The 25270-nt window shown below is 72.9% G+C and carries 21 protein-coding genes, 2 tRNA genes, 1 rRNA gene and 1 pseudogene; 16 read left to right on the top strand and 9 right to left on the bottom strand.

The annotated features are described in order from the left end of the window. Nucleotides 1–61 precede the first annotated feature (61 nt). On the bottom strand, nt 62–2617 hold the full coding sequence (gene pepN / locus GA0070558_RS16665; RefSeq protein WP_091280886.1) for an aminopeptidase N: 2556 nt from the start codon (nt 2615–2617) through the stop codon (nt 62–64). Nucleotides 2618–2863: 246 nt separating this feature from the next. Between pepN and GA0070558_RS16660 the strand changes: the two genes are divergently transcribed. From GA0070558_RS16660 to GA0070558_RS16650, 3 genes are all read left to right on the top strand, one after another. After that, nucleotides 2864–3463 (top strand): mycothiol-dependent nitroreductase Rv2466c family protein, encoded by a 600-nt coding sequence (locus GA0070558_RS16660; RefSeq protein WP_439709611.1) that lies wholly within the window; start codon nt 2864–2866, stop codon nt 3461–3463. Nucleotides 3464–3623: 160 nt separating this feature from the next. Next, the gene (locus GA0070558_RS16655; RefSeq protein ID WP_091280880.1) at nt 3624–4823 is read left to right on the top strand and encodes a DUF1015 family protein; all 1200 of its coding nucleotides are present in this window, start codon (nt 3624–3626) and stop codon (nt 4821–4823) included. Between the two features lie 91 nt (nt 4824–4914). Beyond that, nucleotides 4915–5382 (top strand): ribose-5-phosphate isomerase, encoded by a 468-nt coding sequence (locus GA0070558_RS16650; RefSeq protein ID WP_043966306.1) that lies wholly within the window; start codon nt 4915–4917, stop codon nt 5380–5382. Between the two features lie 33 nt (nt 5383–5415). Here the strand turns inward: GA0070558_RS16650 and GA0070558_RS16645 are convergent, their stop codons facing one another. Together GA0070558_RS16645 and GA0070558_RS16640 are read right to left on the bottom strand one after the other, a co-directional pair. Continuing rightward, complete coding sequence (locus tag GA0070558_RS16645) at nt 5416–5742, bottom strand: hypothetical protein (protein ID WP_043966308.1); 327 nt, start codon at nt 5740–5742, stop codon at nt 5416–5418. A 66-nt stretch (nt 5743–5808) separates the two neighbouring features. Continuing rightward, nucleotides 5809–7041 carry a GNAT family N-acetyltransferase gene (locus GA0070558_RS16640; protein ID WP_091280876.1) on the bottom strand — a complete coding sequence of 411 codons (1233 nt, stop codon included), beginning with the start codon at nt 7039–7041 and terminating at the stop codon, nt 5809–5811. Between the two features lie 109 nt (nt 7042–7150). Here GA0070558_RS16640 and GA0070558_RS16635 point away from each other — a divergent pair, with 109 nt between their 5' ends. Both GA0070558_RS16635 and GA0070558_RS16630 read left to right on the top strand, forming a co-directional pair. Then, entirely contained in the window at nt 7151–7705 is a 555-nt protein-coding gene (locus GA0070558_RS16635; protein WP_091280873.1) for a hypothetical protein, read from the top strand. 265 nt (nt 7706–7970) lie between these two features. Continuing rightward, nucleotides 7971–9851 (top strand): propionyl-CoA synthetase, encoded by a 1881-nt coding sequence (locus GA0070558_RS16630; protein WP_091280871.1) that lies wholly within the window; start codon nt 7971–7973, stop codon nt 9849–9851. A gap of 85 nt (nt 9852–9936) precedes the next feature. Here the strand turns inward: GA0070558_RS16630 and GA0070558_RS16625 are convergent, their stop codons facing one another. From GA0070558_RS16625 to GA0070558_RS16615, 3 genes are all read right to left on the bottom strand, one after another. Then, nucleotides 9937–12639 (bottom strand): Hsp70 family protein, encoded by a 2703-nt coding sequence (locus tag GA0070558_RS16625; RefSeq protein ID WP_091280868.1) that lies wholly within the window; start codon nt 12637–12639, stop codon nt 9937–9939. Nucleotides 12640–12728: 89 nt separating this feature from the next. Then, on the bottom strand, nt 12729–13493 hold the full coding sequence (locus GA0070558_RS16620; protein WP_091280862.1) for a pirin family protein: 765 nt from the start codon (nt 13491–13493) through the stop codon (nt 12729–12731). 41 nt (nt 13494–13534) lie between these two features. Continuing rightward, nucleotides 13535–14098, bottom strand: a complete 564-nt coding sequence (locus GA0070558_RS16615) for a YceI family protein (RefSeq protein WP_043966316.1) — start codon at nt 14096–14098, stop codon at nt 13535–13537. Nucleotides 14099–14208: 110 nt separating this feature from the next. Here GA0070558_RS16615 and GA0070558_RS16610 point away from each other — a divergent pair, with 110 nt between their 5' ends. Together GA0070558_RS16610 and GA0070558_RS16605 are read left to right on the top strand one after the other, a co-directional pair. Further along, nucleotides 14209–14679 carry a MarR family winged helix-turn-helix transcriptional regulator gene (locus tag GA0070558_RS16610; RefSeq protein ID WP_091280857.1) on the top strand — a complete coding sequence of 157 codons (471 nt, stop codon included), beginning with the start codon at nt 14209–14211 and terminating at the stop codon, nt 14677–14679. Between the two features lie 244 nt (nt 14680–14923). After that, complete coding sequence (locus tag GA0070558_RS16605; protein ID WP_091280854.1) at nt 14924–15673, top strand: cellulose binding domain-containing protein; 750 nt, start codon at nt 14924–14926, stop codon at nt 15671–15673. A 20-nt stretch (nt 15674–15693) separates the two neighbouring features. Here the strand turns inward: GA0070558_RS16605 and GA0070558_RS16600 are convergent, their stop codons facing one another. Beyond that, the gene (locus tag GA0070558_RS16600) at nt 15694–16131 is read right to left on the bottom strand and encodes a hypothetical protein (protein WP_091280850.1); all 438 of its coding nucleotides are present in this window, start codon (nt 16129–16131) and stop codon (nt 15694–15696) included. Nucleotides 16132–16309: 178 nt separating this feature from the next. Between GA0070558_RS16600 and GA0070558_RS16595 the strand changes: the two genes are divergently transcribed. Further along, nucleotides 16310–17746 (top strand): RICIN domain-containing protein, encoded by a 1437-nt coding sequence (locus GA0070558_RS16595; RefSeq protein ID WP_091280845.1) that lies wholly within the window; start codon nt 16310–16312, stop codon nt 17744–17746. A 47-nt stretch (nt 17747–17793) separates the two neighbouring features. After that, nucleotides 17794–18159: pseudogene (locus GA0070558_RS35000) on the top strand (P-loop nucleotide/nucleoside kinase family protein); the annotation flags it as partial. 337 nt (nt 18160–18496) lie between these two features. On the opposite strand, the gene GA0070558_RS16585 reads toward GA0070558_RS35000, so the two are convergent. Beyond that, a tRNA-Gly gene (locus GA0070558_RS16585) sits at nt 18497–18570 on the bottom strand. Between the two features lie 226 nt (nt 18571–18796). Between GA0070558_RS16585 and GA0070558_RS16580 the strand changes: the two genes are divergently transcribed. From GA0070558_RS16580 to GA0070558_RS16555, 6 genes are all read left to right on the top strand, one after another. After that, nucleotides 18797–18870: transfer RNA gene (locus GA0070558_RS16580), tRNA-Pro, on the top strand. A 145-nt stretch (nt 18871–19015) separates the two neighbouring features. Beyond that, complete coding sequence (tig, locus tag GA0070558_RS16575; RefSeq protein WP_091280842.1) at nt 19016–20362, top strand: trigger factor; 1347 nt, start codon at nt 19016–19018, stop codon at nt 20360–20362. A gap of 171 nt (nt 20363–20533) precedes the next feature. Continuing rightward, nucleotides 20534–21175 (top strand): ATP-dependent Clp protease proteolytic subunit, encoded by a 642-nt coding sequence (locus GA0070558_RS16570; RefSeq protein ID WP_091280838.1) that lies wholly within the window; start codon nt 20534–20536, stop codon nt 21173–21175. 14 nt (nt 21176–21189) lie between these two features. Further along, nucleotides 21190–21852, top strand: coding sequence for an ATP-dependent Clp protease proteolytic subunit (locus tag GA0070558_RS16565; RefSeq protein WP_091280835.1), 663 nt, complete (start codon nt 21190–21192; stop codon nt 21850–21852). A 209-nt stretch (nt 21853–22061) separates the two neighbouring features. After that, nucleotides 22062–23357: an ATP-dependent Clp protease ATP-binding subunit ClpX gene (gene clpX, locus GA0070558_RS16560; RefSeq protein ID WP_043966350.1), complete on the top strand. Its 1296-nt coding sequence runs from the start codon at nt 22062–22064 to the stop codon at nt 23355–23357. Between the two features lie 88 nt (nt 23358–23445). Continuing rightward, nucleotides 23446–24243: a carbon-nitrogen hydrolase family protein gene (locus tag GA0070558_RS16555; RefSeq protein WP_091280831.1), complete on the top strand. Its 798-nt coding sequence runs from the start codon at nt 23446–23448 to the stop codon at nt 24241–24243. Nucleotides 24244–24261: 18 nt separating this feature from the next. On the opposite strand, the gene GA0070558_RS16550 is transcribed toward GA0070558_RS16555, so the two are convergent. After that, nucleotides 24262–24489: a hypothetical protein gene (locus GA0070558_RS16550; RefSeq protein ID WP_077938703.1), complete on the bottom strand. Its 228-nt coding sequence runs from the start codon at nt 24487–24489 to the stop codon at nt 24262–24264. 620 nt (nt 24490–25109) lie between these two features. Here GA0070558_RS16550 and GA0070558_RS16545 point away from each other — a divergent pair. Further along, a 16S ribosomal RNA gene (locus tag GA0070558_RS16545) occupies nt 25110–25270 on the top strand; the annotation flags it as partial.

Raw genomic sequence — 25270 nt, 5'->3', positions numbered from 1 at the left:
GCCCCGGGGCCGGCGGTGGACTCGCGTCCACCGTCGGCCCCGGGCCGCGTACCACGTGGGGTCAGGCGCTGCGGGCGTCGCGCTCGCGGGCCTTCAGCGCGCGCACGACGGCGTCGCGGCCCTCGGCGACCAGCCGCCGCAGCGACGCCGGCTTGTCGCCGGCGGCGGCCAGCCAGGCGTCCGTGGCGGCCACCGTGTCCTCGGAGACCTGCTGCGTCGGGTACGCCAGCTGCACGAACTCCTGCGCCGGCTCGCTGTCGCGCTGCGCCCAGACCTGGTCCACCACCTCGAAGTACCGCTCCCGGTACGGCGCGACCAGCTCCGCCTGCACCGCCGGGGCGAAGCCCTGCAACAGCGCCCGGTTGCGCCAGTTCGGCAGCGCGTCGGGGCCGGTGAGCTGCGCCCAGACCGCCGCCTTGTTCTCCGGCGTCGGCACCAGCGCGTGCGCGTACGCGGCCTCCCGCTCGCCGCTGGCGGTGCGGTCGCCGGCCAGCTCCGCCTCGATCTCGGCCGGCCCGCCGACGCCCTTGCTCACCAGCGACTGCAGGATCACCCAGCGCAGCTCGGTGTCGATGGCCAGCCCGGCGGGCACGTCCACCCCGTTCAGCCAGCCCCGGACGGCGGCCAGGTCCTCCGCCGAGCGGGACGCCTGCACGTACGCGCGCGCCCAGGCGAGCTGGAGCCCGCTGCCCGGCTCGGCGGTGGCCAGCGTCGCCTTCGCGGCGCGGGCCAGCTCCGCCCAGCCCGTCGGGGCCCACGCCGGGTCGGCGTACAGGTTGAGGGTGGTCACCACCGACTGCCGCAGGGTGGCGGTGACCAGGTTGATGTCGGTCTCGGCGGGCAGCCCGGCCAGCACCAGCGCCAGGTAGTCGCGGGCCGACAGCTCGGCGTCGCGGACCATGTCCCACGCCGCCATCCAGCACAGGGCCCGCGACAGCGACGACTCGAACCCGGCGATGTGCTGCACCACCGTGGCCATCGACCGCTCGTCCAGGCGCAGCTTCGCGTACGTCAGGTCGTCGTCGTTGAGCAGCAGCACGTCGGCGGCCCGCACCCCGGCCAGGTCGGTCAGCTCGGTCGCCTCGTCGGTCACGTCGACCTCGACCCGGTCGCGGCGCACCAGCCGGCCGTCGGTCAGGTCGTACAGGCCCACGCCGATGCGGTGGGTGCGCAGCGTCGGGTGCCCCGACGGGGCCTCCTGCCGCACCACGACCCGCTCGTAGCTGCCGTCCGCGCCGATCGTCACCTCGGGGCGCAGCGTGTTGACCTGCGCGGTCTCCAGCCACTGGGCGGCGAACTTGCGCAACTCCCGGCCGGAGGCCGCCTCCAGCTCCGACAGCAGGTCGTCGAAGGTGGCGTTGCCCCAGGCGTGCTTGCCGAAGTAGGCCCGCAGCCCGGCCAGGAACGGCTCCTCGCCGACGTACGCGACGAGCTGCTTGAGCACGCTCGCGCCCTTGGCGTACGTGATGCCGTCGAAGTTGACCTCGACGGCCTCCAGGTCCGGCATCTCGCAGTAGACCGGGTGGGTGGAGGAGAGCTGGTCCTGCCGGTAGCCCCAGTTCTTGCGGATCGACAGGAACGTCGTCCACGCGTCGGTGAACCGGGTGGCGTGGGCGTTGCACCAGTGGCTGGCCCACTCGGCGAACGACTCGTTGAGCCACAGGTCGTTCCACCAGCGCATGGTGACCAGGTCACCGAACCACATGTGCGCCAGCTCGTGCAGGATCGTGTTGGCCCGCTGCTCGTACTCGAAGTCGGTGACCTGCGAGCGGAAGATGTAGTGCGACTCGGCGTGCGTGACGCAGCCGAAGTTCTCCATCGCCCCGGCGTTGAAGTCGGGCACCCAGAGCTGGTCGTACTTGGGCAGCGGGTAGCGCACCCCGAACTGCTCGTGGAAGAAGTCGAAGCCCTGCTTGGTGATCAGGAACAGGTCGTCGGCGTCGAGGTGCTGCGCCATCGACGCCCGGCAGTAGACCCCGAGGTCGATGCCGTCGTGGCTGTCGCGCACCTCGTGGTACGGGCCGGCGCAGAGCGCGGTGATGTAGGTGCTCATCCGGGCCGACTGGGCGAAGTGGACCGCCTTGAGCCCCTCGCCGGCCGGCTCCTCGCGGGCCACCGGCATGTTGGACACCACCCGCCAGTGCTCCGGGACGGTGGCGTGCCAGGTGTAGACGCTCTTGAGGTCGGGCTGGTCGAAGCAGGCGAACACCTTCTGCGCGTCGGCCGTCTCGAACTGGCTGTAAAGGTAGGTCTCCCCGTCGACCGGGTCGACCGTGCGGTGCAGCCCCTGCCCGCTGTTGGAGTACGCGAAGTCGGCGTCCACCACGAGGGTGTTCTCGGCGGCCAGGCCGGGCAGCGCCAGCCCCTTCTCCGCCGACCAGCCCGACAGGTCGAGCGGGACGCCGTTGAGGGTGGCCGACCGGACCGACTCGGCGGCGGCCTCGATGAAGGTGGCCGCACCCGGCTCGGCGCAGCGGAACCGGACCTCGGTCACCGACCGGAAGGTGCGTCCGTCGGCCGCCTGCACGGCGGTCGACAGGTCCAGACTGATGTCGTACCCGGTCACCTCAAGCAGGCGGGCCCGCTCGGTGGCCTCCACCTGGGTCAGGTTGCGCACTCCCGGCACTGTTCGTCTCCATCCCACTCTCGCCGTGCGCCGCCGCGGCGCCAGCCCACCGCTCGCTCGTGGCGACCGGTTCCGATCCGAGTCTTCCATGCGAGGGCACCTCGCGGTGGTCGAGCTCACGCTCTCATTCCGCTACCGGTCGATGCGCCGTGGGGTGAGGATCGAGGGACGAGGCGCCGGCTTTCGGCCCTCCCGTCGCGAAGGGAACCTCACGTGACCGACCGTGTCGCCGTCGACATGTGGTTCGACCCCATCTGCCCCTGGGCGTGGGTGACCTCCCGCTGGCTGCTGGAGGTGGAACAGGTCCGCGACGTGGACGTCCGCTTCCACGTGATGAGCCTGTCGGTGCTCAACGAGGGCCGGGACGTGCCCGAGCAGTACCAGCAGCTCATGCAGGCCGGCTGGGGCCCGGTGCGGGTGTGCGTCGCCGTGCAGCAGCAGCACGGCCCCGACGCCGTCCGCGCCCTCTACACGGCGCTGGGCACCCGCATCCACCTGGGCAAGGAGGAGCTGGGCCGGGACCTGTACGTGGCCGCGCTCGCCGACGCCGGGCTGGGCCCGGAGCTGGCCGACGCCGCCGACTCCACCGACTACGACGAGGCGCTGCGGGCCAGCCACGAGGCGGGCATGCGGCCGGTCGGCCAGGACGTGGGCACCCCGGTGATCCACGCGCCGGGCCCGGACGGCTCGCCGGTGGCGTTCTTCGGCCCGGTGGTCACCCCGCGCCCGAAGGGGGAGGCCGCCGGCCGGCTCTGGGACGGCGTCCTGCTGGTCGCCGGCACGCCCGGCTTCTACGAGCTGAAGCGCTCCCGCGAGGTCGGCCCCAGCTTCGAGTAAGGAAGGGCCCCTTCTTAACGCCTGCGGCAGAGAAGGGTTCCCCTCTCACCCCCGCCGGTCGCGCCGCCCAGGCGGCGCGACCGGCGGGGCCCCGTTCAGTTGGTGGACTCGGGTGGGGTGCGGCCCGCGGCGTAACCCCGCGGCGGTAGCGTCAGCGGACATGACGGTCGTGCATCCGATCGCCCGGGCCTGGATCACCACTGGCGGCACCGGCGCGCAGAACTACGACGAGTTCGCCGACGACGCGGAGATCACCGCGATCATCGAGGCGAACCCGCACAGTGCCCTCGGCATCGAGATGCCCCACCGGGCCCCGGAGAGCCTGGGGAAGTCGTTCCTCGACGCGCTGCCCGACGCGGTGACCCGGCTCGCCGAGGCGAAGGCCGACGGCAGCTACACCCCGGCCGAGCAGGTCGTGGTCCTCTACCGGATCAGCGCGCCGGGGGAGGAGACCGCGTACGGGATGTTCGCCATGGTCGACACCGACCAGATCTCCACCAGCGCCGACGAGCCGGGCCTGGTCATCCGCAACGAGGACGTGTTCATCGCCAAGGTCCGGGAGCGGGTCGCGCTCGCCGAGGCGCTCGGGCACCTGCTCTCGCCCGTACTCCTGCTCCAGACCGGCCGGGGCGACGAGCTGCACGCCGCGCTCGCGGCGGCGACCGAGACGGCCGGCGCGCCCGCCGCGACCGACACCGATCAGGCCGGGCGCACGCACGCCGTGTGGCTGCTCGGCCCCGGCCCGGAGCAGGACGCGCTGACCGCGCTCGCCGGCGGCGGCGAGCTGGTGGTCGCCGACGGCAACCACCGCAGCCTCGCCGCCCAGACCGGCGGCCTGCCCCGCTTCCTGGCCGTGGTGACCACCCCCGCGTCGGTCGCCATCCAGCCCTACAACCGGCTGGTCAGCGAGCTGACCGTCACCCCGGCCGAGCTGCTCGACCGGCTCCGCGCCGCCGGGGCCGAGGTCGAGCCGGTCGACGGCCCGGTCGAGGTCCCGACGGCCGGCGGCACCGTCGCGCTCCGGCTCCCCGACCAGGGGTACGCGGTGCGCCTGCCGCACGTCGACGGCGGCCGGCTGGAGAACCTCGACCACGCCCTGGTCGAGCGGGTGCTGCTGCGCGACGCGCTCGGCCTCGACCCCGGCGACAAGCGGATCACGTACGTCGGCGGCGACTACCCGGCGAGCTGGCTGACCGGCGAGGTCGAGGCGGGCCGGGCCGAGCTGGCCGTGCTGATCGCCCCGGTGACCGTCGACGACTTCGTCGCGGTGAACCTGGCCCGGGAGAAGATGCCGCGCAAGAGCACCTGGTTCACCCCGAAGGCCCGCGGCGGCCTCGTGGTGGCCGAGCTGCCCCGCTGAGCAACACCCTGAACTGCGCTTCTGTGCAAAAACCGGCTCCGCGCCGCCGCCCGCGCGTCGGCGCGTGAGCCGGCCTGACAGACTGCGCGGTATGCGCGTCTATCTGGGATCCGACCACGCCGGTTTCGAGCTGAAGGTGCACCTGGCCAGCCACCTCGCCAAGCAGGGGTACGAGGTGGTCGACGTCGGGCCGCACGTCTTCGACCCGGACGACGACTACCCGGCGTTCTGCCTGCACACGGGCACCCGGGTGGTCGCCGATCCGGGCAGCCTCGGCGTCGTCATCGGCGGTTCGGGCAACGGCGAGCAGATCGCCGCGAACAAGGTCGCCGGCGTCCGGGCGGCGCTGGCCTGGAACATCGACACGGCCCAGCTCGGCCGGGAGCACAACGACGCGAACATCGTGGCCGTCGGCGCCCGCCAGCACACCCTGGACGAGGCGACCGCCATCGTCGAGGCGTTCCTCACCACGTCGTTCTCCGGCAACCCCCGGCACGCCCGGCGGATCGAGCAGGTCGCCGCGTACGAGCAGACCCGCGAGCTGCCCGAGCTGCCCTGACCCGGCGCGAGGACCTGCCCCGCCCCGCGCAGCTCAGCGGCCGGAGCGGGGCAGGTCCTCGCGGGGCACCCAGTTGCGCCGGACGACGACCACCCGCTGCTCCGCCTCGGCCAGGTCCGCCTCGGTCGGCCGGGCGGCGTCCCGGGCCCGCATCGCCGCCCGGGGCCCCACCTGCGAGGAGCCGGGGCCGACCAGGCCGCGCAGGCCCCGTTCGCCGCCGTCCCGGTCGTCGCCGCCGGGGGCGGGCCGGCGGCGCGGCGGCTCGGCCGCCACGTCCTGCGTGCCGGCCGTGGCGGCGGCCGGGGTCTCGCCGTCGGTGTGGTGCCTCGACCGGCGTCGCCGTCGTTCCGCGTCACCCATCCGTCGACCGTACCGCCCGGGACCGCCCCCGCGCCCCGCCCGGGCCGGCCCGACGCAACCAGGGTGTCAGAAGACGCCCATCCCCGACGGGGCCCGGTGCCAGGAGAAGGCCGGGCCGGCGGCGGCGAGCGCACCGGGGCGCAGCTCGGCGACCCGCCCGGCGTCGGCGAGCGTGGTGATCCCCACCCCGCCCAGGTACAGCTCGCCGAGCGCCCGCACGTCGCAGGCCAGGTCGGCCGGGGCGTCGGCGGGCACGCAGCGGGCGCCGTCCGGGCCGCCGGTCAGCCGCCAGCGCCCCGCGTTCTCCGGCAGCAGCTCGTCGGTCACCTCGACCACCATGTCGACGACGGCGGCGTACCGGCGGGCGGCGAGGGCGGCCGGCACGTCCACCACCCGCACCCACAGCGCTTCGGACACCCGGGGCTCCAGCCGCCGCGGCTCGTTGACCAGGCGCAGCAGCGGATCGTCCACCGGCCCCCGGTAGGACAGCCGGCGGGTCAGGTCGAGCGAGAGCAGCAGCCGCCACAGCGCCAGGCGGGCCGTCGCGTTCTCGGCCACCACCTCGTCGACGACGGTCACCCCGCACACGCCACCCGCGTCCTGGCTGAGCCGGGAGCGCCACAGCGCGTACCCGTCGACCTCGCCGTCCGGGGCCTCGTGCAGCAGCACCCGCCGCTCCGTCGCGCCGTCGCGCTGGTCGGCCGGGTCACCGAGCACGTACCGCCACCACCGGTCGTCCCGGTCGGACCAGCCGGGGCGGTCGGCGCGCTGCCGGTCGTACACCCGGGCCAGCTCGGCCTGCCGCGCGGCCGGGCGGTCCAGGCGCAGCCGGCCCTCGGCGGCGGTCGGGGCGGGCAGCCGCAGCTCGGTGGTGGTGCACTCGACGGCGAGCTGCTGGGCGGCGAGGCCGTAGCCGAAGCGGGGGTAGATCCGGCCCTCGCTGGCCCACAGCACGGCCACCGGCTCCCGGCCGGCGTCGCGCACCTCGCGCAGCTGCCGGCGCATGAGCCGGGTGAGCAGGCCGCGGCGGCGGTGGGTGGGCAGCACCGCGACCATGGTCACGTGGGCGGCGGGGACGACCGCCCCCGGCACGGTCAGTTCCCGGGTGTACGCCCCGGCGGACGCGACGAGGTCCGCGCCGTCGAAGACCAGCAGGCTGCGCTGCGGCTCCCAGATGCTTCGCTCGGCCTCGCGCGTCTCGGCGGGAAGGGTGGTGTGGAACGCGATCTCGAACAGGCGGGCCAGCTCGTCGAAGCCGCCGGCCCGGCCGACGGTGATCGGCAGCGCAGTATCGGTCATCGCCCGTGTCTATCCCACGGCGCACGCACGGGCGAGCGGATTTGCCGGCTGGTTACCCTCGGAGATGGCGGGCCGGCGACGCCGGCATCGGTCAGGGGGAGGACACGAGATGGCAGACCAGACACAGCCGTGGGCGGAGCGCACGGTCGAGGTGCCGCCGCAGCCGGGTGTCGGGGTGCCGCCGCAGCCCGACGCCTTCCGCCGGGGCGTGGCGTCCGTCGGCCAGCGGCGCCCGCCGCGCACCGAGCAGTTCCCCACCGTCGAGCACGGCGGCCACGACGGGCACGATGGGCAGTGGTCCAACGTGTCGGCGCCCCGCCGGCCGCTGAGCTGGCACCTCAACCAGCTCCGGGTCGGCGGCGAGTGGAGCGCCGCCGGTGCCCTCTTCGCCTTCGTCTGCTGGGGCATCTGGGCCATCTCCGGGCGGGGCAACCTGGGCGCGCCGGTGCTCACCTTCCTGCTGAGCCTGCTGGTCGCCGCCGGTCTGTTCGGGCTGTCCCGGCTGCTCGGCCGGGTCGTCCTGGAGCGGCAGCTCGGGCGGGTCCGGCGCAGCGCGCGCGGCGCCCACCTGGTGACGGCCGTCTTCCTGGTCGGCCTGGGGGTCGCCTACCTCCAGCAGACCGAGTGGGTGGTCTCCGCCTGGAACTGGGTCACCGGCAACTGAGTCCCCGGTGCGCCCGGGCGGTCGGCCGTGGGCCGGGCCGCCCGGGCGTCGCCGTCGCGGCCCGCGCGACGCGGGCCGTTCCTCACCAGGCCGACGCCGCATACCCACCCGGCGGGCCTTCATCCGCCCCGGCGGGACCGGCCGACCGTCCGGCCCGGGTTCGGCGCGCGGCCGCAGCGCCGTTCGGCGACCCGGGGGGTACGTCCGGCGCACCGGAGCCGATCGGCCGTCGTCCTCACCCGCCGCCCCCGGCGATCATGGCCCGATGGGCGCGTATCGAGCAGCGTACGAGCGGAGCATCGCCGACCCGACGGGATTCTGGCGGGACGCGGCGGCGGAGATCGACTGGCACCGGCCCCCGCAGCGGATCCTCGACGACACCCGGGCCCCGCTGTACCGCTGGTTCCCCGACGGGGAGCTGAACACCTGCCACAACGCCCTGGACCGGCACGTGGCGGCGGGGCGGGGCGACCAGCCGGCGTTGATCCACGACAGCCCGGTCACCGGCGTCACCCGCACCTACACGTACGCCGAGCTGCTTGATGCGACCGCCCGGTTCGCCGGGGCACTGCGCCGGCTCGGGGTCGGCCGGGGCGACCGGGTGCTGCTCTACCTGGCGATGGTCCCGGAGGCGGTGGTCGCCATGCTGGCCTGCGCCCGGATCGGCGCGGTGCACTCGGTGGTGTTCGGTGGCTTCGCCACGCACGAGCTGGCCGTCCGCATCGACGACGCCCGGCCCAAGGTCGTCGTGGCCACCTCGTGCGGCATCGAGGTGGACCGGATCGTGCCCTACCACCCGATCCTCGACGCGGCCCTCGCCGAGGCCGAGCACGCCCCGCAGTGGTGCGTGATCGTGCAGCGGCCCCAGCATCCCGCCCCGCTGACCCCCGGCCGCGACGTCAGCTGGGACGACGCCCTCGACGGGGCCGAGCCCGCCGACTGCGTCCCCGTCGCCGCCACCGACCCGCTCTACGTGCTGTACACCTCCGGCACCACCGGCCGACCCAAGGGCGTCGTACGCGACAACGGCGGGCACGCGGTGGCGCTGCGCTGGTCGATGGCCAACGTCTTCGACATCGGGCCGGGCGACGTCTTCTGGGCCGCCTCCGACGTCGGCTGGGTGGTCGGCCACTCCTACATCGTGTACGGCCCGCTGCTCACCGGGGCGACCACGGTGCTCTACGAGGGCAAGCCCGTCGGCACCCCGGACGCGGGGGCGTTCTGGCGGGTCGTCTCCCAGCACCGGGTGGCCGCCCTGTTCACCGCTCCCACCGCGATCCGGGCGATCCGCCGCCAGGACCCGGACGGCACCCGCATCCGCCGGTACGACCTGACCAGCCTGCGCACGCTGTTCCTGGCCGGGGAGCGGCTCGACCCGGACACCTTCGCCTGGGCCGGGGCGCGGCTGGGCGTGCCGGTGGTGGACAACTGGTGGCAGACCGAGACGGGCTGGCCGGTGGCGGCGAACCCGCGCGGCCTCGAACCGCTGCCGATCAAGGCCGGCTCGCCGTCGGTGCCGGTCCCCGGCTACGACGTGCGGGTGGTCGACTCGCGGGGCGAACAGGTGCCGGCGGGCGTCGACGGCTCGATCGTGATCAGGCTGCCGCTGCCGCCGGGCTGCCTGCCGACCCTCTGGGGCGACGACGAGCGGTACGTGCGGTCGTACCTGAGCACCTTCGACGGCTACTACCTGACCGGCGACGGCGGCCGGTTCGACGCCGACGGCTACCTGTACGTGATGGGCCGCACCGACGACGTGATCAACGTGGCCGGGCACCGACTCTCCACCGGGGCGATGGAGGAGGTGCTGGCCGGGCACCCGGCGGTGGCCGAGTGCGCGGTGATCGGCGTCGCCGACGCGCTGAAGGGCCAGGTGCCCAGCGGGTACGTGGTGCTCAAGGCCGGCGTCGAGGTGGAACCGGACGCCCTCGCCGCCGCGCTGGTGGCCCTGGTGCGGGAGCGGATCGGCCCGGTCGCCGCGTTCCGCCGGGTGACCGTCGTGCCGGCGCTGCCGAAGACCCGCTCCGGCAAGATCCTGCGCCGCACCATGCGTGGGCTGGTGGAGGGGCGCGACGAGCCGGTGCCGGCCACCATCGACGACCCGGCCACGCTCACCGTCTTCCGGGACCTCGCCAGGACCGACTGACGGCCGACTGACGGCCGCCCGGCTCCGTCCGCTCCGCACCGGCGGGCGGGGCCGGGCGGCGATCCACCACCGTGTGTGCGCAGGGTCAGGGCGTCGGGGCGAAGCGGTACAGCACGAAGTCCTTCGCCGCGCCGCACAGCAGCACGCTGGTGTTCCACGAGCAGGACTCGCTGCGTACGTCCTCGGCCAGGCCCAGCTCGACCGGGCCGGTGCCGCCGACGGCCAGCCCGGCGACGCTGCGGTTGGCCTCGCCGCCGCTCAGCGGGTCGGCGAAGACCAGCACGTTGCCCGCGTCCAGCCGCACGGCCACCCCGCTCCGGTCGCGCAGCACCGCGCGGCCCGCCGGGTCGAACAGCGTGGACGTCGCCTCCGGGAACTGCCGCCGCACGATCAGGTGCGCGCCCACCGGCACCAGTTCCCTGGCCCCCGGCGTCGCCCAGCGCCTCGCCTTCTCGCCCTCCGCGACGGCCACCACCTCGGCGCGGTCCGCGTCGCCGGCCGGGGCCTCCAACAGGCACGCCCGGTGCTTGCCGCAGGCCACCAGCGCCGCCACCCGACGCCCGTCGTCGGCGGCGCTGTGCAGCACCGTCGGCTCGGCCACCCGGGTGAGGTCGTACCCGAGCAGCCGGTAGCCGCCGGCCCCGGCGTCGTCGACCACGTACAGCCGGTCGTCCCGCGCGACCATCGGGTCGTCGAGGTCGGCGACGGCGGGCCAGCTGCGCAGCACCGTGCCCTCGACCAGGTCGATCAGCCGGGCCGAGCGGTCCGCGCCGATCTGCACGAGCCGGTCGGCCTTGCCCCGCCACGGGTCGCGGGGCGTCCCGTCGGCGTACGCCGGCCCGCCGGCCGCCTCGGCGGTCTCGACGGGCAGCACGGCGCTGCGGGCGTTGCCGGACGAGTCGCGCGGGTTGTCCTCGGTCCAGACCTGCGCCCCGTCGCGCATCCGCAGCCCGACGAGCCGGTTCCCGGTGGTGTCGACCAGCACCGCCACGTCCCGCCCGAAGATCACCCGGTCGTCGTCGCCGATGCTCCGGCTCCACCGCTGCCCGCCGGAGGCGGCGTCGCGCACCACCAGCTCGCGGGGCGCGTCGACGCCGATCGGGTCGGCGAAGGCCGCCACCGCCCCGGGCACGGCGACGAGCGCGTCCCACTGCTGCGCCGTCTGCGTGGTCTGCGTGCGCCACCGGGTGCGGCCGGTCCCCGCGTCGAGCGCCACGATCTCCAGCCGGTCGTCCGGCAGCGGGTACGCCGCGTAGCCGACGTCGCCGAGCAGCGCGGTGAGGGTCTCGACCGGCCGGTCCTCGCCGGCCGGGACGCGTTCGACCTCGGCCAGGTTCTGGAACTCCAGCCCGGGGTAGCGGTCCCGGGTGAACCACAGCGCGGCCCCGACGCCCACCCCGGCGAGGGCGAGCACCGCCGCCACCGTGATCCACAGCGCGCGCCGTCGGCGGGCGGCCGAAGGCGACCCGGGTGTGGCGGGTGACCCGGGCGCGGCGGGTGATCCGGGCACGGTCGGCGGCACGGGCGCGGGCGGCGACACGGGCATGGGCCCGCCCCACGCGGTGGCCGGCGTCCCGGCGGGGGCGGGCACGGTCGACGGCAGCCCCGGAGCAGCGCCGGGCGGGGCGGGCGGCGACGCGGGGGCCGGGCGGGGGGTCGGCAGGTCCGTCAGCGCCCCCTCGGCCACCGGCAGCTCCGGCTGCTCCAGCACGGTCGGTGCGACGCCCAGCTCGGCGTGCAGCATGCGGGCCACCAGCGGCATCCGGGTCGGGCCGCCCACCAGGAACAGGCCGGCGAGCCGGTCGGGGGTGAGGCCGGCGGCGGCGATCACCCGCCGGGTCTCGGCGACGGCCCGGGCCAGCAGCGGGGCGGCCACGCCTTCGACGTCCTCGCGGGTCAGCTCGACGACCGCCGGCAGGCCCGGCACGACCACCGGCGCGACCGTCGCCCGGGACAGCATCTCCCGCGCCTCGCGGACGCCCTCCCACAGCTGGTGCCGGTCGCGCCACTGCGGCGCGTCGGCCGGCCGGGTGAGCCGCTGCCACACCTGCGGGTCGGTGGCGGACACCCGCTCGCCCAGCCGGGCCACCAGGGCCGCGTCCAGGTCCAGCCCGCCCAGGTCGGGCACGCCCCCGGTGGCGGTCACGGTGAAGCCCGAGTCGCCCCACGGGTCGGCCCCCTCGTTGCGCAGCACCGCCACGTCGAGGGTGCCGCCGCCGAGGTCGAACACGGCGATCGAGCCGCCGACGGGCACCGGCCGGCGCAGCACCTGGGCGTAGTAGCGGGCGGCGGCGACGGGCTCGCGCAGCAGCCGGGTGCCGGGCGGGGTGGGGCCGGACAGGGTGTGCTCGGCGGCCTGCGGCCAGCCCGCCCGCAGCAGCGCGTCGGCGAGGACCTGCCGGCGGGCGTCGTCCCAGGACGCCGGGCAGGTGAGCACCGCCGGGGGCAGGAAGCCGACCGCGGCGACGGCCGCCTGCCCGACCGCGTGCAGGATCGCGGCGAGCAGGTCGGCGGGGGCGTACTCGCGGTCGCCCAGCGCGACGGTCGGGGCGTCGATGCGGCGCTTCGGGTTCGGCTCGTAGCGCCCCGGGTCGGCCTGCGCCAGCCGCCGGGCGTCCCGGCCGACGTGCAGCCGCCCGTCGGTGTCGGCGTACACGCCGGAGGGGATGACCGGCTGCCCGTCGACCAGCAGCGGGCGGGTCCGCCCGTCCGGCCAGCGCAGCACGGCCACGGTGTTGGACGTGCCGAGGTCGACGCCGAGGGCGAACCCGTCGTGCTGGCCTGCCATCTGCCGTTACCTCCGCCGGGACGAGCCGATGTCCGGCCCCGCATCGTACGCAGGCCGGACACCGGTCCCGTGGCCGCCGCTGTGCCGGCTCAGCCGGCGACGGTGGCGTGCATCTCCCAGACCAGGATCTCGGCCGGCTCGGTGGCCGTGACCTGCTGCCCGCCGGTGGCGGTGAAGCGGACCGCGTCGGCGGTGCCGAGCGCGCCCGAGCCTTCGAGGGTCACCGCGCCCCGGGGCACGAACAGGTGCAGGTACGGCGCCTCGGGCAGCTGCACGCTCTGGCCGGGCTGGAGCCGGGCCGCGTAGAGGGCGGCGTACCGGTTCCGGATCCGGATGGCGGCGGCGTCGGCGTGCCGGTCCATCCCCGACGCGACCGGGACGAGGCCGCCGGTGAGCAGCTCGTCGCCGATCTCCAGCTGCTCGTAGCCGGGGGTGACGCCGGGCTCGTCGGGCACCACCCACATCTGCACGAAGTGCACCGGCTCGGTGTGCCGCTCGCCGCCGAGCCGCCACGAGTCGTTCTTTTCCGAGTGCAGGATGCCGGTGCCGGCGCTCATCCGCTGGGCCAGCCCCGGGTAGATCACGCCGGAGTGGCCGGTGGAGTCCTGGTGCACCAGCGACCCCTGGAGGACCCAGGTGACGATCTCCATGTCCCGGTGCGGGTGCGTCTCGAAGCCGGTGCCCGCCCGGACCACGTCGTCGTTGTTCACCAGCAGCAGCCCGTGGTGGGTGTTGTCGGGGGACCAGTGGTTGCCGAACGAGAACGAGTGCTTGGAGTCGAGCCAGGCGATGTCGGTCTTGTACCGGTCGTCGGCCCGGCGGATGTCCACCCGGGGGGTCAGCGTGGCGCTCATGGGATGTCCTCTCAGGGCCGCTGGTGGGAGGGGGAGCGGGGTCAGGCGTTCTTGATCGCCGAGACCTCGAACTCCAGGGTGATCTTCTCGCTGACGAGCACGCCGCCGGTCTCCAGCGCCGCGTTCCAGGTCACCCCGTAGTCCTTGCGGTTGATCGTCACCGCGCCCTCGAAGCCGAGGCGCAGGTTGCCGAACGGGTCGCTGGCCGCGCCCTCGTAGGTGAAGGGGATCGTGACGGGGTTGGTGACGCCCTTGACGGTCAGATCGCCGGTCAGGTCGAAGGTGTCCTCGCCGGTCTGCCGGAACGCCGTGGAGACGAAGGTGATCTCCGGGTGGGTCTCCATGTCCAGGAAGTCGTTGCTGCGCAGGTGCGCGTCGCGCTGGGCGTTGCGGGTGTCGATGCTCGTGGCCTGGATGGTCACCCGCACGTCGGTGCGGGCGGGGTCGGCCGCGTCGAAGGCGACGGAGCCCTCGAACTCGTTGAACGCGCCGCGCACCTTGGTCACCATCGCGTGCCGGGCCACGAAGCCGATGCGGGTGTGGCTCGGGTCGATGGTGTAGGTGCCGGTCAGCTGGGCCAGGTCGGCGCCGGTTGCGGTGCTCATCTCGATCTCCTCCGGGGTCTCATGATGTGTCATGTACGTTGGCCTCAACCTACATGACGCATCATTCATTCCGTCCATGACGTGTCATGCATCACTGGTACGCTGGGGTCATGACCGGCACCCGATGGCTCGACGACGACCAGCAGCGCGCCTGGCGGGCGTACCTGCGCATGCAGGCCGAGGTGGCCGCGCGGCTGGGGCGGCAGTTGCAGGCCGACTCCGGGCTCTCCTTCGCCGACTACGGCGTGCTGGTCCAGCTCGCCGAGGCCCCCGACGGGCGGCTGCGCCCGTTCGCGCTGCAACGCGACCTCCAGTGGGAGCAGAGCCGCCTGTCGCACCACCTCGGTCGCATGCAGCGCCGGGGCCTGGTCGACCGCGAGGAGTGCCCCCAGGACGCCCGGGGCGCGTTCGTGGTGCTCACCGCCGCCGGCCGCGCGGCCATCGAAGCCGCCGCGCCCGCGCACGTCGACACCGTCCGGCGGCTCGTCTTCGACCAGCTCGACCCCGACGAGGTACGCGCCCTGGAGCGCATCGCCACCCGCGTCGTCGACGGCCTGAACGCCGAACGCCGGCCGGCCTGACCGCGCGCCGGCGGCTGTCCTGACGGCTGCCCGCGCCCGACCGGAACGGCTTATTGCATCGACGTTTATCGAATGGAAGGCTGTCGCTGGGTCGCGCGCCCGGGAGCCGGCGCGAAGCCCCGAACCAGCCTGGGAAGGCGCGCGGGGTGGCAGGGCCATCCGGCGCCGGGCCGCCCTCCCGGCGACCGCCGCCGACCGCTGCCCGCCAGTCGGTCGGCGCGTCCCGCGATCCGAGGAGGTACGGATGTTCCGCATGCCCGGCGTGGTGCTCGCCGCCGCGCCCCTGACCCTGGCCACCTGGGCCGGCGCGGCCGGCGCCGCCGCCGCGCCCCCCGCCCCGATGCAGACCCCGGCGCCGCCGGTCCCCACCCCGACCGTGGCGTGCCCGCCGGCCCTGCCGATCTGGGGTCAGGTGACGGCGACCACCACGACGAGCCTGACCATCACCTACACGATGCTGCTCAGCCCGCCCTGCGGCTACGACCCGCCGATGCAGGTCCTCCTCTTCACCAGCCGCTCCGACGCCGAGCAGTGGCGCAACCCCGCAGCCCAGGCACTCACCGGGCCCGAGCGCAACGGGACGGTGACCATCGGCGGGCTGACCCCGGGCACCGACTACTGGTTCCGGTTCAGCGAGCCCGACGGCAAGAAGGACCCGTACGTCATCGGTGGGCCCGCCCGCACCACCGAGCAGTCGGTGTGCACCGCGACCGCCACCGTCGACAACCGGTGGATCGGCGGCTTCACCGCCACGGTCACCGTGCGCGCCAGCGGCGGCGAACCGGTCCAGGGCTGGCGGGTGTCCTGGCGGTGGCCCGGCGACGAGCGCATCTCGGCGGCCTGGAACGGGGTGGCGGAGACCAGCGGGGCCGACGTCGTCGTCCGCAACGCGTCGTACAACGGCACGCTGGCGCCCGGCGCCTCGACGACGTTCGGGATGATGGTGTGGTCCAGCGGCGCGGCCGGCGTCCCCACGCTGACCTGCGGCCGCTAACCGTCAGCCCGGTCAGTGCTTCAGTCCGGCTCGGGGGCGAAGGGGCGGCGCCGGGGCTGCCGTAGCTCCCAGTCGGCCGGGCAGAGGTACGCCCAGGCGCCCGCCACCACCATGTTGATGTCGGGCAGGCCGGTGCCCCAACGCGGTGGGCGGCCCGAGACACGCTGCAGGTAGCGCTCGTAGACGGCGATGAAGTGGTACCGCGGCGCGGTCCGCCACAGCGCGTACGGCTGCTCCCGCATCCAGTCGCAGGCCGCGTCGCCCTCGGCGAGCAGGTCGGCGGCGGGCGGCAGCACCGGCACCGGGGCGTCGCTGTGCGGATCGCCGTACTCCTTGAGGTACGCCAGGTAGCCGTCCTCGTCGCGGCGGTGGGTGAGGTGGACGCCGGCGACGGCGACCGGCGCGGCGAGCGCGACGGCCGTGACCAGTCCGAGGACGACGCGTGTCCGCTTCCGCACCGCACGAGGGTAATCCGGCGGCGGGCGTCCCACACTCCGGTTACCGAGTTGTTGCGCATGGGTGACCATCGATGGGTTAATGCACGTGCAGCCCAGCCTCGGCCGCGTCGCGGCGTCGGGGCCCTGCGGCGGATGTCGAGGTCGGCGCGGCCGTCCTGACCGACGGAAGGACGATCGGATGAGCAGAGGCGGACGTCTCCTGTCGCTGGGAATGGCGCTCACCGTGGCCATCGCGACGGTGGTCGGGCCGACCACCGTGGCCACGGCCGCCCCGGTGACCGTCACCAACGGCACCCAGTTCACCGACACGGGTGGCGCAGTGGTGCACGCCCACGGCGGCGGTGTCCTCAAGGTCGGCGACTACTACTACTGGTTCGGCGAGAACCGCAACGCCGACAACACCTTCCGGGCGGTCTCCGTCTACCGCTCCACCGACCTGCGCACCTGGGAGTTCCGCAACAACGTGCTGACCCAGTCGTCGGCCGCCGAGCTGCAGCGCGCCAACATCGAGCGACCGAAGGTCATCTACAACGCCAGCACCGGCCGGTACGTGATGTGGATGCACAAGGAGAACGGCTCCGACTACAACGAGGCGCGGGCCGCCGTGGCCTCGTCGGCCACCGTGGACGGCAACTACACCTACCACGGCAGCTTCCGGCCGCTCGGACAGCACATGTCCCGCGACATCACGCTCTACAACGACAACGGTACGGCGTACATGATCTCGGCCGCCGACGACAACTACGACCTGCACATCTACCGGCTCACCTCGGACTACCTGAACGTCGCCACCCTCGTGGGCAACTTCTGGGACGGCGCCCACCGCGAGGCGCCCGCGATGTTCAAGCGGGGCAGCACGTACTTCCTGCTGACCTCCGGAGCGACGGGCTGGAGCCCCAACCAGGCGAAGTACGCCACCGCGCCGAGCATCTCCGGGCCGTGGAGCGGCTGGACCGACGTGGGCAACAGCAACACGTTCAGCTCCCAGCCGGCCTACGTGCTGCCCATCCAGGGCACCTCCACCACCAGCTACCTGTACCTGGGCGACCGCTGGGCGGGCGCCTGGGGCGGCCCCGTCGGCGACTCGCAGTACGTCTGGCTGCCGATCGCCTTCCCGTCCAGCACCAGCATGAGCCTGACCTGGTACCCGTCCGTCACCATCGACACGGCCACCGGGACGGTCACCGGCAACTCGCCCGCCTCCTACCGCGTCACCGCCCGGCACAGCGGCAGGGTGATGGACGTGGTGGGCTACTCCACGGCCAACAACGCCGAGGTCAGGCAGTACACCTGGAACGGCGGCGGCAACCAGAAGTGGGAGTTCCAGGACGCCGGCGGCGGCTACTTCCGCGTCGTCAACGCCAACAGCGGCAAGTGCCTCGACGTCGCCAACGCGTCCACGGCCGACGGCGCCAACATCATCCAGTACACCTGCGGCAGCGGCACCAACCAGCAGTGGCAGTGGGCCGCTACCGGCGACTACTTCCAGCTCCGGGCCCGGCACAGCGGCAAGTGCCTCGACGTGGTCAACGCCGGCACCGGCGACAGCGCGGACATCCAGCAGTACGCCTGCAGCGGTGCCACCAACCAGCAGTGGTCGCGTACCCCGTCCTGACGACGACCCCGGTAGCCGGGAACGTCCTGGCCGGTCAGTATCGGCGGATGTCAGTGCGGGAGCGGCCGGTGGTGATCGCGGTGTGCGGGTGCCCGGGCGCCGGGAAGACGACCGTCGCCTCCGCGACGGCCGGTCACCTCGGCATCCCGTTCCTGACCCGCGACGAGATCAAGACCGGTCTCGCCCTGTCCTCCGCCTCCGTCGGCGAGGACGGTCGGGTACGGCTCGCCGGGGACTTCCACGTCGCCGGTGGTCCCGTCAGCCTCCGGGCCGAAGCCGTGATGGTCGACGCGGCCCGGCTGCTCGCCGCCTCCGGGGTGAGCCTCGTCGTCGAGTCCTCGGTGCTGTCCCACGACCTGCTGCGCGCGCTGCTCGCGGGTGGCAGCCGCGTGCTGGCCGTGCACGTCGTCGCCCGGGAGGCGGTCATCGGCCGGCGACTGGCTGCGCGGGCGGCCGGTGGCGGGGCTGTCGACCAGCAACTTCTCGCCCTGTTCCGGCGGGGCGAGATGGGGCGGTCGATCTTCGCACCGCCGGAGGGCGTCGACGCCGTCGTCGAAGTCGACACGTCGGACGACGCGGCTCCGGCCGTCGAGAGGGTCGTGGCGGCGGTCGTCGCCCTGCTCGGGCCACCGCGAACGGGCGGCGGTCCGCCGACCGGGCTGACAACGAACCGGGACCCGGAGCCGCAACGAAGGAACAGCGACCGGCCGGGTTCAGGGAGAACCACTCCTGAAGCTGGGCCGGAGGGTGTGGAGCGGGCGACGGGAATCGAACCCGCACCGTCAGTTTGGAAGACTGAAGCTCTGCCATTGAGCTACGCCCGCGTGCGCCCCGGTGCACGGGGTGCGCCGACAGCCTACCCGGTGCCCCGGTTCGGCGCGCATCCTGTCCGCGCGTATCCATGATCCACGTCATGCCGGGGAGGTGGCGGTATCCCCGCCCCGGGATACCGCGATGTCGCCGACATGACGGCGCGGAGGCGGCGCGGAGGCGGCGCGTCCGGCCCCGGCACCCCCGCCGCGCCTCGACGGCATACACTTCTCGTCGCCACGGGGTGTGGCGCAGCTTGGTAGCGCACTCGCTTTGGGAGCGAGGGGCCGTGGGTTCAAATCCCGCCACCCCGACTGTCGTCCGCGGCCGGGGCACCCCTGGGAGCCGCCGGTTCCCACCTGGTGCCCCGGGCGCTGCCGAGGGGCCGCGTCGGCTCGCCTACACTCGATGGGCTGAATCACGCCCAGACTCAACTGAGATCCGTCAAGGAGTACGCCTGTGAAGAGCACCGTCGAGACTCTGAGCCCGACGCGCGTGCGGCTCGCCATCGAGGTGCCGTTCGTCGAGCTCGAGCCGAGCCTCAAGAAGGCGTACCGGGAGATCGGTTCGCAGGTGCAGGTGCCCGGCTTCCGGCGGGGCAAGGTGCCGGCCGCCGTGATCGACCAGCGGGTGGGCCGGGGCACCGTCCTCAACGAGGCGGTGCAGGAGGCCATCCCGCAGAACATCCTCGCCGCGGTCCGCGAGCACGACCTGAAGACCCTCGGTCGCCCCGAGGTCGAGATCACCGAGTTCAACGACGGCGACTCCCTCAACTTCACCGCCGAGGTGGACGTCCGGCCCGAGATCACCCTGCCGGAGCTCGACTCGATCGAGGTCACCGTCGACGAGCTCCAGATCGACGACAGCGAGATCGAGGAGCAGGTGAAGAACCTGCGCGAGCGGTTCGCCACCCTGAAGACCGTCGAGCGGGCCGCCGCCGAGGGCGACTACGTGCAGATCGACCTGAACGCCACGGTCGACGGCGAGGACGTCCCGGGCGGCTCGGCGACCAACATCTCCCACGAGGTCGGCAGCAAGCAGCTCCTGCCGGGGCTGGACGAGGCCCTCGTCGGCCTCGCCGCCGGCGAGAGCACCACCTTCACCACCCAGCTCGTCGGCGGCGACTTCGCCGGCCGGGACGCCGAGGTGGCGGTGACCGTGCGCACGGTCAAGGAGAAGGAGCTGCCGGAGCTGGACGACGACTTCGCCCAGATGGCGAGCGAGTTCGACACCATCGAGGAGCTGCGCGCCGACGTGCGCGAGCGGGTCACCCGGGGCAAGCGGGTCGAGCAGATCTATGCCGCCCGCGACAAGGCCCTGGAGCAGCTCGTCGAGGCCGCCGGGGTGCCGGCGCCGGAGGGCGTCGTGCGCGAGGAGGTCGAGGGCCGCAAGCAGGCCATGATCGACCAGCTGGAGCGGATCGGCGCCTCCCTGGAGGAATACCTCGCGGCCGAGGAGAAGACCGAGGAGCAGATCGACGCCGAGCTCAACGAGGCGGCGACCGACGGCGTCAAGATCCAGCTGCTGCTGGACACCCTGGCCGACGCCGAGGAGGTCCAGGTCTCCGACGACGAGTTCGGCCACGAGATCGTCCACCGCGCGCAGCGCGCCGGGATGCCCCCGCAGCAGTACTACGACCAGCTCGTCCGCTCGGGCAGCGCGGCGGCCGTCTTCGGCGACGTGCGGCGCGGCAAGGCGCTGGCCTCGGTGATGGAGCGCATCAAGATCAAGGACACGGCGGGCAACGAGGTGAGCCTCGACGCCATCCGCGCCGAGGGCGAAGAGGCCCACGACCACGAGCACTGACACCTCGGGTGCGGCCGCCGTCCACCGGTTGCGGTGGGCGGCGGCCCGAGCCCTTTTCCGGGTACGTCTCGGAGGGGCTGCGCTGAGAGCGAAAAGCGCCCCGACCGGGACTCTGCCGCCCGGGCGAGCGGTTAGTGTCGGGTAGGACGGTACGGAGAGCGAAGGGCTGCCATGACCGACATGCACATCCCAGCGAAGCCGCTCCGGGCGATCGATGCCCGCGGTGGCGAGAACATTGGCAACCTCGACGACTCGGTCTACAACCGGTTGCTCAGGGAGCGCATCATCTTCCTCGGCAGCGAGGTGAACGACCAGGTGGCCAACCGCATCTGCGCGCAGCTGCTGCTGCTCGCGGCGGAGGACCCGGACCGGGACATCTTCCTCTGGATCAACTCGCCCGGCGGCTCGGTCTACTCGGGCATGGCGATCTACGACACGATGCAGTACATCGACAACGACGTCTCCACGGTGGCGATGGGCATGGCCGCCTCCATGGGGCAGCTGCTGCTCTGCGCGGGCACCAAGGGCAAGCGTTACGCCCTGCCCCACGCGCGGATCATGATGCACCAGCCGTCCGGCGGCATGGGCGGCACCGCGTCGGACATCGCCATCCAGGCGGAGCAGATGCTGTACACGAAGCGCATGTTCCAGGAGCGGGTGGCCTTCCACACCGGCCAGACCCAGCCCCAGATCGAGGCGGACTCGGACCGCGACCGCTGGTTCACCGCCCAGGAGGCCATGGACTACGGCTTCATCGACAAGGTGATCACCGGAGCCGCGCAGGTTCCGGAAGGCGCCGGGACCCTGAGCTGACCGAGGAGCTGACGATGACCGACCTGAGCCTGCCGCCCCAGTTCGCGGCCGTGCACAACCGCTACGTCCTGCCGTCGTTCGTCGAGCGCACGTCGTACGGGGTGAAGGAGTCCAACCCGTACAACAAGCTCTTCGAGGACCGGATCATCTTCCTCGGCGTCCAGGTGGACGACGCGTCCGCCAACGACGTGATGGCGCAGCTGCTGACGCTCGAGGGCACCGACCCCGACCGCGACATCATCATGTACATCAACTCGCCGGGTGGTTCGTTCACCGCGATGACGGCGATCTACGACACGATGCAGTACGTCCGGCCGGACATCTCCACCGTCTGCCTGGGGCAGGCCGCCAGCGCCGCCGCGGTGCTGCTCGCCGCCGGCACGCCGGGCAAGCGGATGGCGCTGCCGAACTCGCGGATCATCATCCACCAGCCGGCCACCGAGGGCGGCTACGGGCAGGGCTCGGACATCGAGATCCAGGCCCGGGAGATCCTGCGGATGCGCACGCAGCTGGAGGACATGCTCTCCCGGCACTGCAACCAGCCCGTGGAGAAGGTCCGCAAGGACATCGACCGCGACAAGATCATGACGGCCGAGGAGTCCAAGGAGTACGGGCTGGTCGACACGATCCTCACCAGCCGCAAGAAGGGGCTGCTCGCCGTCAACGCGGCCAGCTGAGCCGAGCATGGGGTCGGGGGTCGGCCGGGCGCGTTCCCGGCCGACCTCTGACACGCCCGATTTGGGGGTCGGAGAAACCCCCGCCAGCGGGTAACGTCGGGCCCGTACCGCTGCGTCGGGACGGTCCGGCGAGCGAACGGAGACGGACGGAGCGCAGCGTCCGCAGGTCATGGCCGGTGCACCGGCCGATGAGTGCAGGGAGAACGTAGGTGGCACGGATCGGTGACGGCGGCGACCTACTCAAATGCTCCTTCTGCGGCAAGTCGCAGAAGCAGGTGAAGAAGCTCATCGCGGGCCCCGGGGTCTACATCTGCGACGAGTGCATCGATCTCTGCAACGAGATCATCGAGGAGGAGCTGGCCGAGTCCGGCGAGGTGAAGTGGGAAGAGCTTCCCAAGCCGATGGAGATCTGCCAGTTCCTCGACAACTACGTGGTCGGCCAGGACCAGGCAAAGAAGGCGCTCGCGGTCGCCGTCTACAACCACTACAAGCGGATCCAGGCCGAGGCGGCCGGCGCGCCGGGTTCCGGCAGTGACGCCGTCGAGCTGGCCAAGTCCAACATCCTGCTGCTCGGTCCGACCGGGTGCGGCAAGACCCACCTCGCGCAGACCCTCGCCCGGATGCTCAACGTCCCCTTCGCGATCGCGGACGCCACCGCCCTCACCGAGGCGGGGTACGTGGGCGAGGACGTCGAGAACATCCTCCTCAAGCTGATCCAGGCCGCCGACTACGACATCAAGCGCGCCGAGACCGGCATCATCTACATCGACGAGGTCGACAAGATCGCCCGCAAGTCGGAGAACCCGTCGATCACGCGGGACGTCTCCGGCGAGGGCGTCCAGCAGGCGCTGCTGAAGATGCTCGAAGGCACGGTGGCCAACGTGCCGCCGCAGGGCGGGCGTAAGCACCCGCACCAGGAGTTCATCCAGATCGACACCACCAACGTGCTGTTCATCTGCGGTGGCGCCTTCGCCGGCCTCGACCAGATCATCGAGGCCCGCACGGGCCACGGCGGGACGGGCTTCGGCGCGCGGCTCCGCTCGGTCTCCGAGCGGTCGACCGACGACATCTTCAGCCAGGTCATGCCCGAGGACATGCTGAAGTTCGGCCTGATCCCCGAGTTCATCGGCCGGCTTCCGGTGATCACCAACGTCCGCAGCCTCGACCGGTCCGCCCTCGTGCGGATCCTCACCGAGCCGCGCAACGCCCTCGTGAAGCAATACCAGCGCCTCTTCGAGCTCGACGGCGTGGAGCTGGAGTTCGAGCCGCCGGCCCTGGAGGCCATCGCCGACCAGGCGATGCTGCGCGGCACCGGGGCCCGGGGCCTGCGCGCCATCATGGAAGAGGTCCTGCTCTCCGTGATGTACGAGGTGCCGAGCAACCCCGACGCCGCCCGGGTGCTGATCACCCGCGAGGTGGTCCTGGAGAACGTCAACCCCACGATCGTGCCGCGCGAGTTCACCGGCCGCCGGGCCCGCCGGGACCGCGAGGAGAAGTCCGCCTGACCCTCCCCGTCCGGCGGGGAGGGTGCACGACCCCTCCGCCGGCGGTGGAGGCTGTCGCGGGGGCCCCGCCAGCCGTACGCTGAGGGTCATGCGTGTCGCCGTCTGCCAGCTGAACTCCCGCGACGACCGGGCCGCCAATCTCGCGGCCGCGGAGGCCCTGTTGGTCCGGGCCGCAGCGGCCGGCGCGGACCTGGCGGTCCTCCCGGAGTATGTCGACTATCTCGGCACCGCAGCCCGGATGCCGGCGCCCGAGCCGGTGGACGGCACGGTGGGTCGGTTCTTCGCCGACGTCGCCCGGCGGCTCGGCATCTGGGTGCACGCCGGGTCGTTCCACGAGGCGGGCCCGGATCGGGACCACACCTGGAACACCTCCCTGCTCTTCGACCGCACGGGCGCGCTCGTCGGGACCTACCGCAAGATCCACCTGTACGACGTGGAGATCCCCGGCCGGGTGTCATACCTGGAGTCGGCGACGGTGGCGCCGGGAGACAAGCCGGTGGTGGTCGACGTCGAGGGCGTCCGGGTCGGCTTGTCGATCTGCTACGACCTCCGGTTCCCGGAGCTGTACCGGCACCTGGCCACGGATGGGGGTGCCACGCTGCTGGTGGTGCCGGCCGCGTTCATGGTGCACACCGGGCGCGACCACTGGGAGGTCCTGTTGCGGGCGCGGGCCATCGAGAACCAGTGCTTCGTCGCCGCCGCCGGTCAGACCGGCGACCACGAGCCGGGGCGCACCTGCTTCGGCCGGAGCATGGTCGTCGACCCGTGGGGGACGGTCCTCGGCCAGGTGCCGGACGGTCCCGGTCTCACCGTCGTCGACTTGGACCTGGACCGCCTCCGGACCATTCGCACCGAGCTGCCCAGCCTGGCGAACCGCCGGCTCTGAAGCGCCCGGGCCCGTGGGTCAGCTCTGCAGGAGCACCCCCAGCACGGTGAGCCCGGCGATGGCGGTGGCCGTGATGAGCAGCGCGGCGGACATCCGCGAGCGTCCACGCCGCGCCAGCCGGCCCACGGAGAGCAGGATGACGGCCACCACCACGGCGCCGATGACCAGCTGCCAGAACGGCAGCAGCAGTCCGAGCAGGGCTTCTTCGGCGAGGGGCGTCGCCTGGCGGGGGAGGGCGTCATCCATGCCAGACACTCTGACATGCGCGGGCGCGATTTCGGTGTGCGTGGCGGGGCCCTTTCCGTCGGGACAGTGACAGGCGTTGATTTGCCTTCCCGAGGCCGTACGCGTAACTTTCTCTCTGCACGCGGGAGGCCGGACAAACCGGCTGAGAGCGGGCACAGGCTCGCGGCGGAGACGCCGAGCGAGGCTGGTCCGGGCGGTGCGGGGCGACTCCGGTGAGACGGGGTTGCGATCGCGAAGCCGACCGGGTAGAGTGCTGGGGCCGGCAGGAGCCGGGCGGGTGGCCGCGAAGCGGCGATCGGCCGGTCTGCGGCTCTCCACGACAGAAACGACCGCCGTTTTTCGGCGTGCGTCGCCGTGGGCCCGAGCAAATCTGAGCGTAAACCTTGGGAACAGGGTTGACAGCAAAGATGAGATCGGGTAAGTTAGAGAGGTTGCCCCGGAAGGCAGCCCTACAGTGTAGGGCTCCGGATGGTGTGTGGTTGTTCTTTGAGAACTCAACAGGGTGCTTGATAAGCCAGTGCCAAGTAGTTTGATACCCCGCGCTGGGTCGGCTTTGCCGGTCTGGTGGGGATTCCTTTGGCAACACTTTTTGTTGTCGGGATGGATTGTTCAACAGGTTTTTGTTGGAGAGTTTGATCCTGGCTCAGGACGAACGCTGGCGGCGTGCTTAACACATGCAAGTCGAGCGGAAAGGCCCTTCGGGGTACTCGAGCGGCGAACGGGTGAGTAACACGTGAGCAACCTGCCCTAGGCTTTGGGATAACCCTCGGAAACGGGGGCT

Origin of the sequence: Micromonospora haikouensis (assembly GCF_900091595.1) — a bacterium.
GTDB classification, from domain to species: domain Bacteria; phylum Actinomycetota; class Actinomycetes; order Mycobacteriales; family Micromonosporaceae; genus Micromonospora; species Micromonospora haikouensis.
This window is presented reverse-complemented; position numbering and strand designations above follow the sequence as displayed.

What these genes read in the sequence shown, in the direction of transcription:
- GA0070558_RS16655 (WP_091280880.1), top strand. Translation starts at nt 3,624, where the DNA reads ATGACGGTCGTGCATCCGATCGCCCGGGCCTGGATCACCACTGGCGGC.
- GA0070558_RS16605 (WP_091280854.1), top strand. Translation starts at nt 14,924, where the DNA reads ATGTTCCGCATGCCCGGCGTGGTGCTCGCCGCCGCGCCCCTGACCCTG.
- GA0070558_RS16610 (WP_091280857.1), top strand. Translation starts at nt 14,209, where the DNA reads ATGACCGGCACCCGATGGCTCGACGACGACCAGCAGCGCGCCTGGCGG.
- GA0070558_RS16635 (WP_091280873.1), top strand. Translation starts at nt 7,151, where the DNA reads ATGGCAGACCAGACACAGCCGTGGGCGGAGCGCACGGTCGAGGTGCCG.
- GA0070558_RS16595 (WP_091280845.1), top strand. Translation starts at nt 16,310, where the DNA reads ATGAGCAGAGGCGGACGTCTCCTGTCGCTGGGAATGGCGCTCACCGTG.
- GA0070558_RS16645 (WP_043966308.1), bottom strand. Translation starts at nt 5,742, where the DNA reads ATGGGTGACGCGGAACGACGGCGACGCCGGTCGAGGCACCACACCGAC.
- GA0070558_RS16650 (WP_043966306.1), top strand. Translation starts at nt 4,915, where the DNA reads ATGCGCGTCTATCTGGGATCCGACCACGCCGGTTTCGAGCTGAAGGTG.
- GA0070558_RS16615 (WP_043966316.1), bottom strand. Translation starts at nt 14,098, where the DNA reads ATGAGCACCGCAACCGGCGCCGACCTGGCCCAGCTGACCGGCACCTAC.
- GA0070558_RS16570 (WP_091280838.1), top strand. Translation starts at nt 20,534, where the DNA reads ATGACCGACATGCACATCCCAGCGAAGCCGCTCCGGGCGATCGATGCC.
- GA0070558_RS16640 (WP_091280876.1), bottom strand. Translation starts at nt 7,041, where the DNA reads ATGACCGATACTGCGCTGCCGATCACCGTCGGCCGGGCCGGCGGCTTC.
- GA0070558_RS16550 (WP_077938703.1), bottom strand. Translation starts at nt 24,489, where the DNA reads ATGGATGACGCCCTCCCCCGCCAGGCGACGCCCCTCGCCGAAGAAGCC.
- GA0070558_RS16565 (WP_091280835.1), top strand. Translation starts at nt 21,190, where the DNA reads ATGACCGACCTGAGCCTGCCGCCCCAGTTCGCGGCCGTGCACAACCGC.
- GA0070558_RS16630 (WP_091280871.1), top strand. Translation starts at nt 7,971, where the DNA reads ATGGGCGCGTATCGAGCAGCGTACGAGCGGAGCATCGCCGACCCGACG.
- GA0070558_RS16625 (WP_091280868.1), bottom strand. Translation starts at nt 12,639, where the DNA reads ATGGCAGGCCAGCACGACGGGTTCGCCCTCGGCGTCGACCTCGGCACG.
- GA0070558_RS16620 (WP_091280862.1), bottom strand. Translation starts at nt 13,493, where the DNA reads ATGAGCGCCACGCTGACCCCCCGGGTGGACATCCGCCGGGCCGACGAC.
- GA0070558_RS16555 (WP_091280831.1), top strand. Translation starts at nt 23,446, where the DNA reads ATGCGTGTCGCCGTCTGCCAGCTGAACTCCCGCGACGACCGGGCCGCC.
- GA0070558_RS16660 (WP_439709611.1), top strand. Translation starts at nt 2,864, where the DNA reads ATGTGGTTCGACCCCATCTGCCCCTGGGCGTGGGTGACCTCCCGCTGG.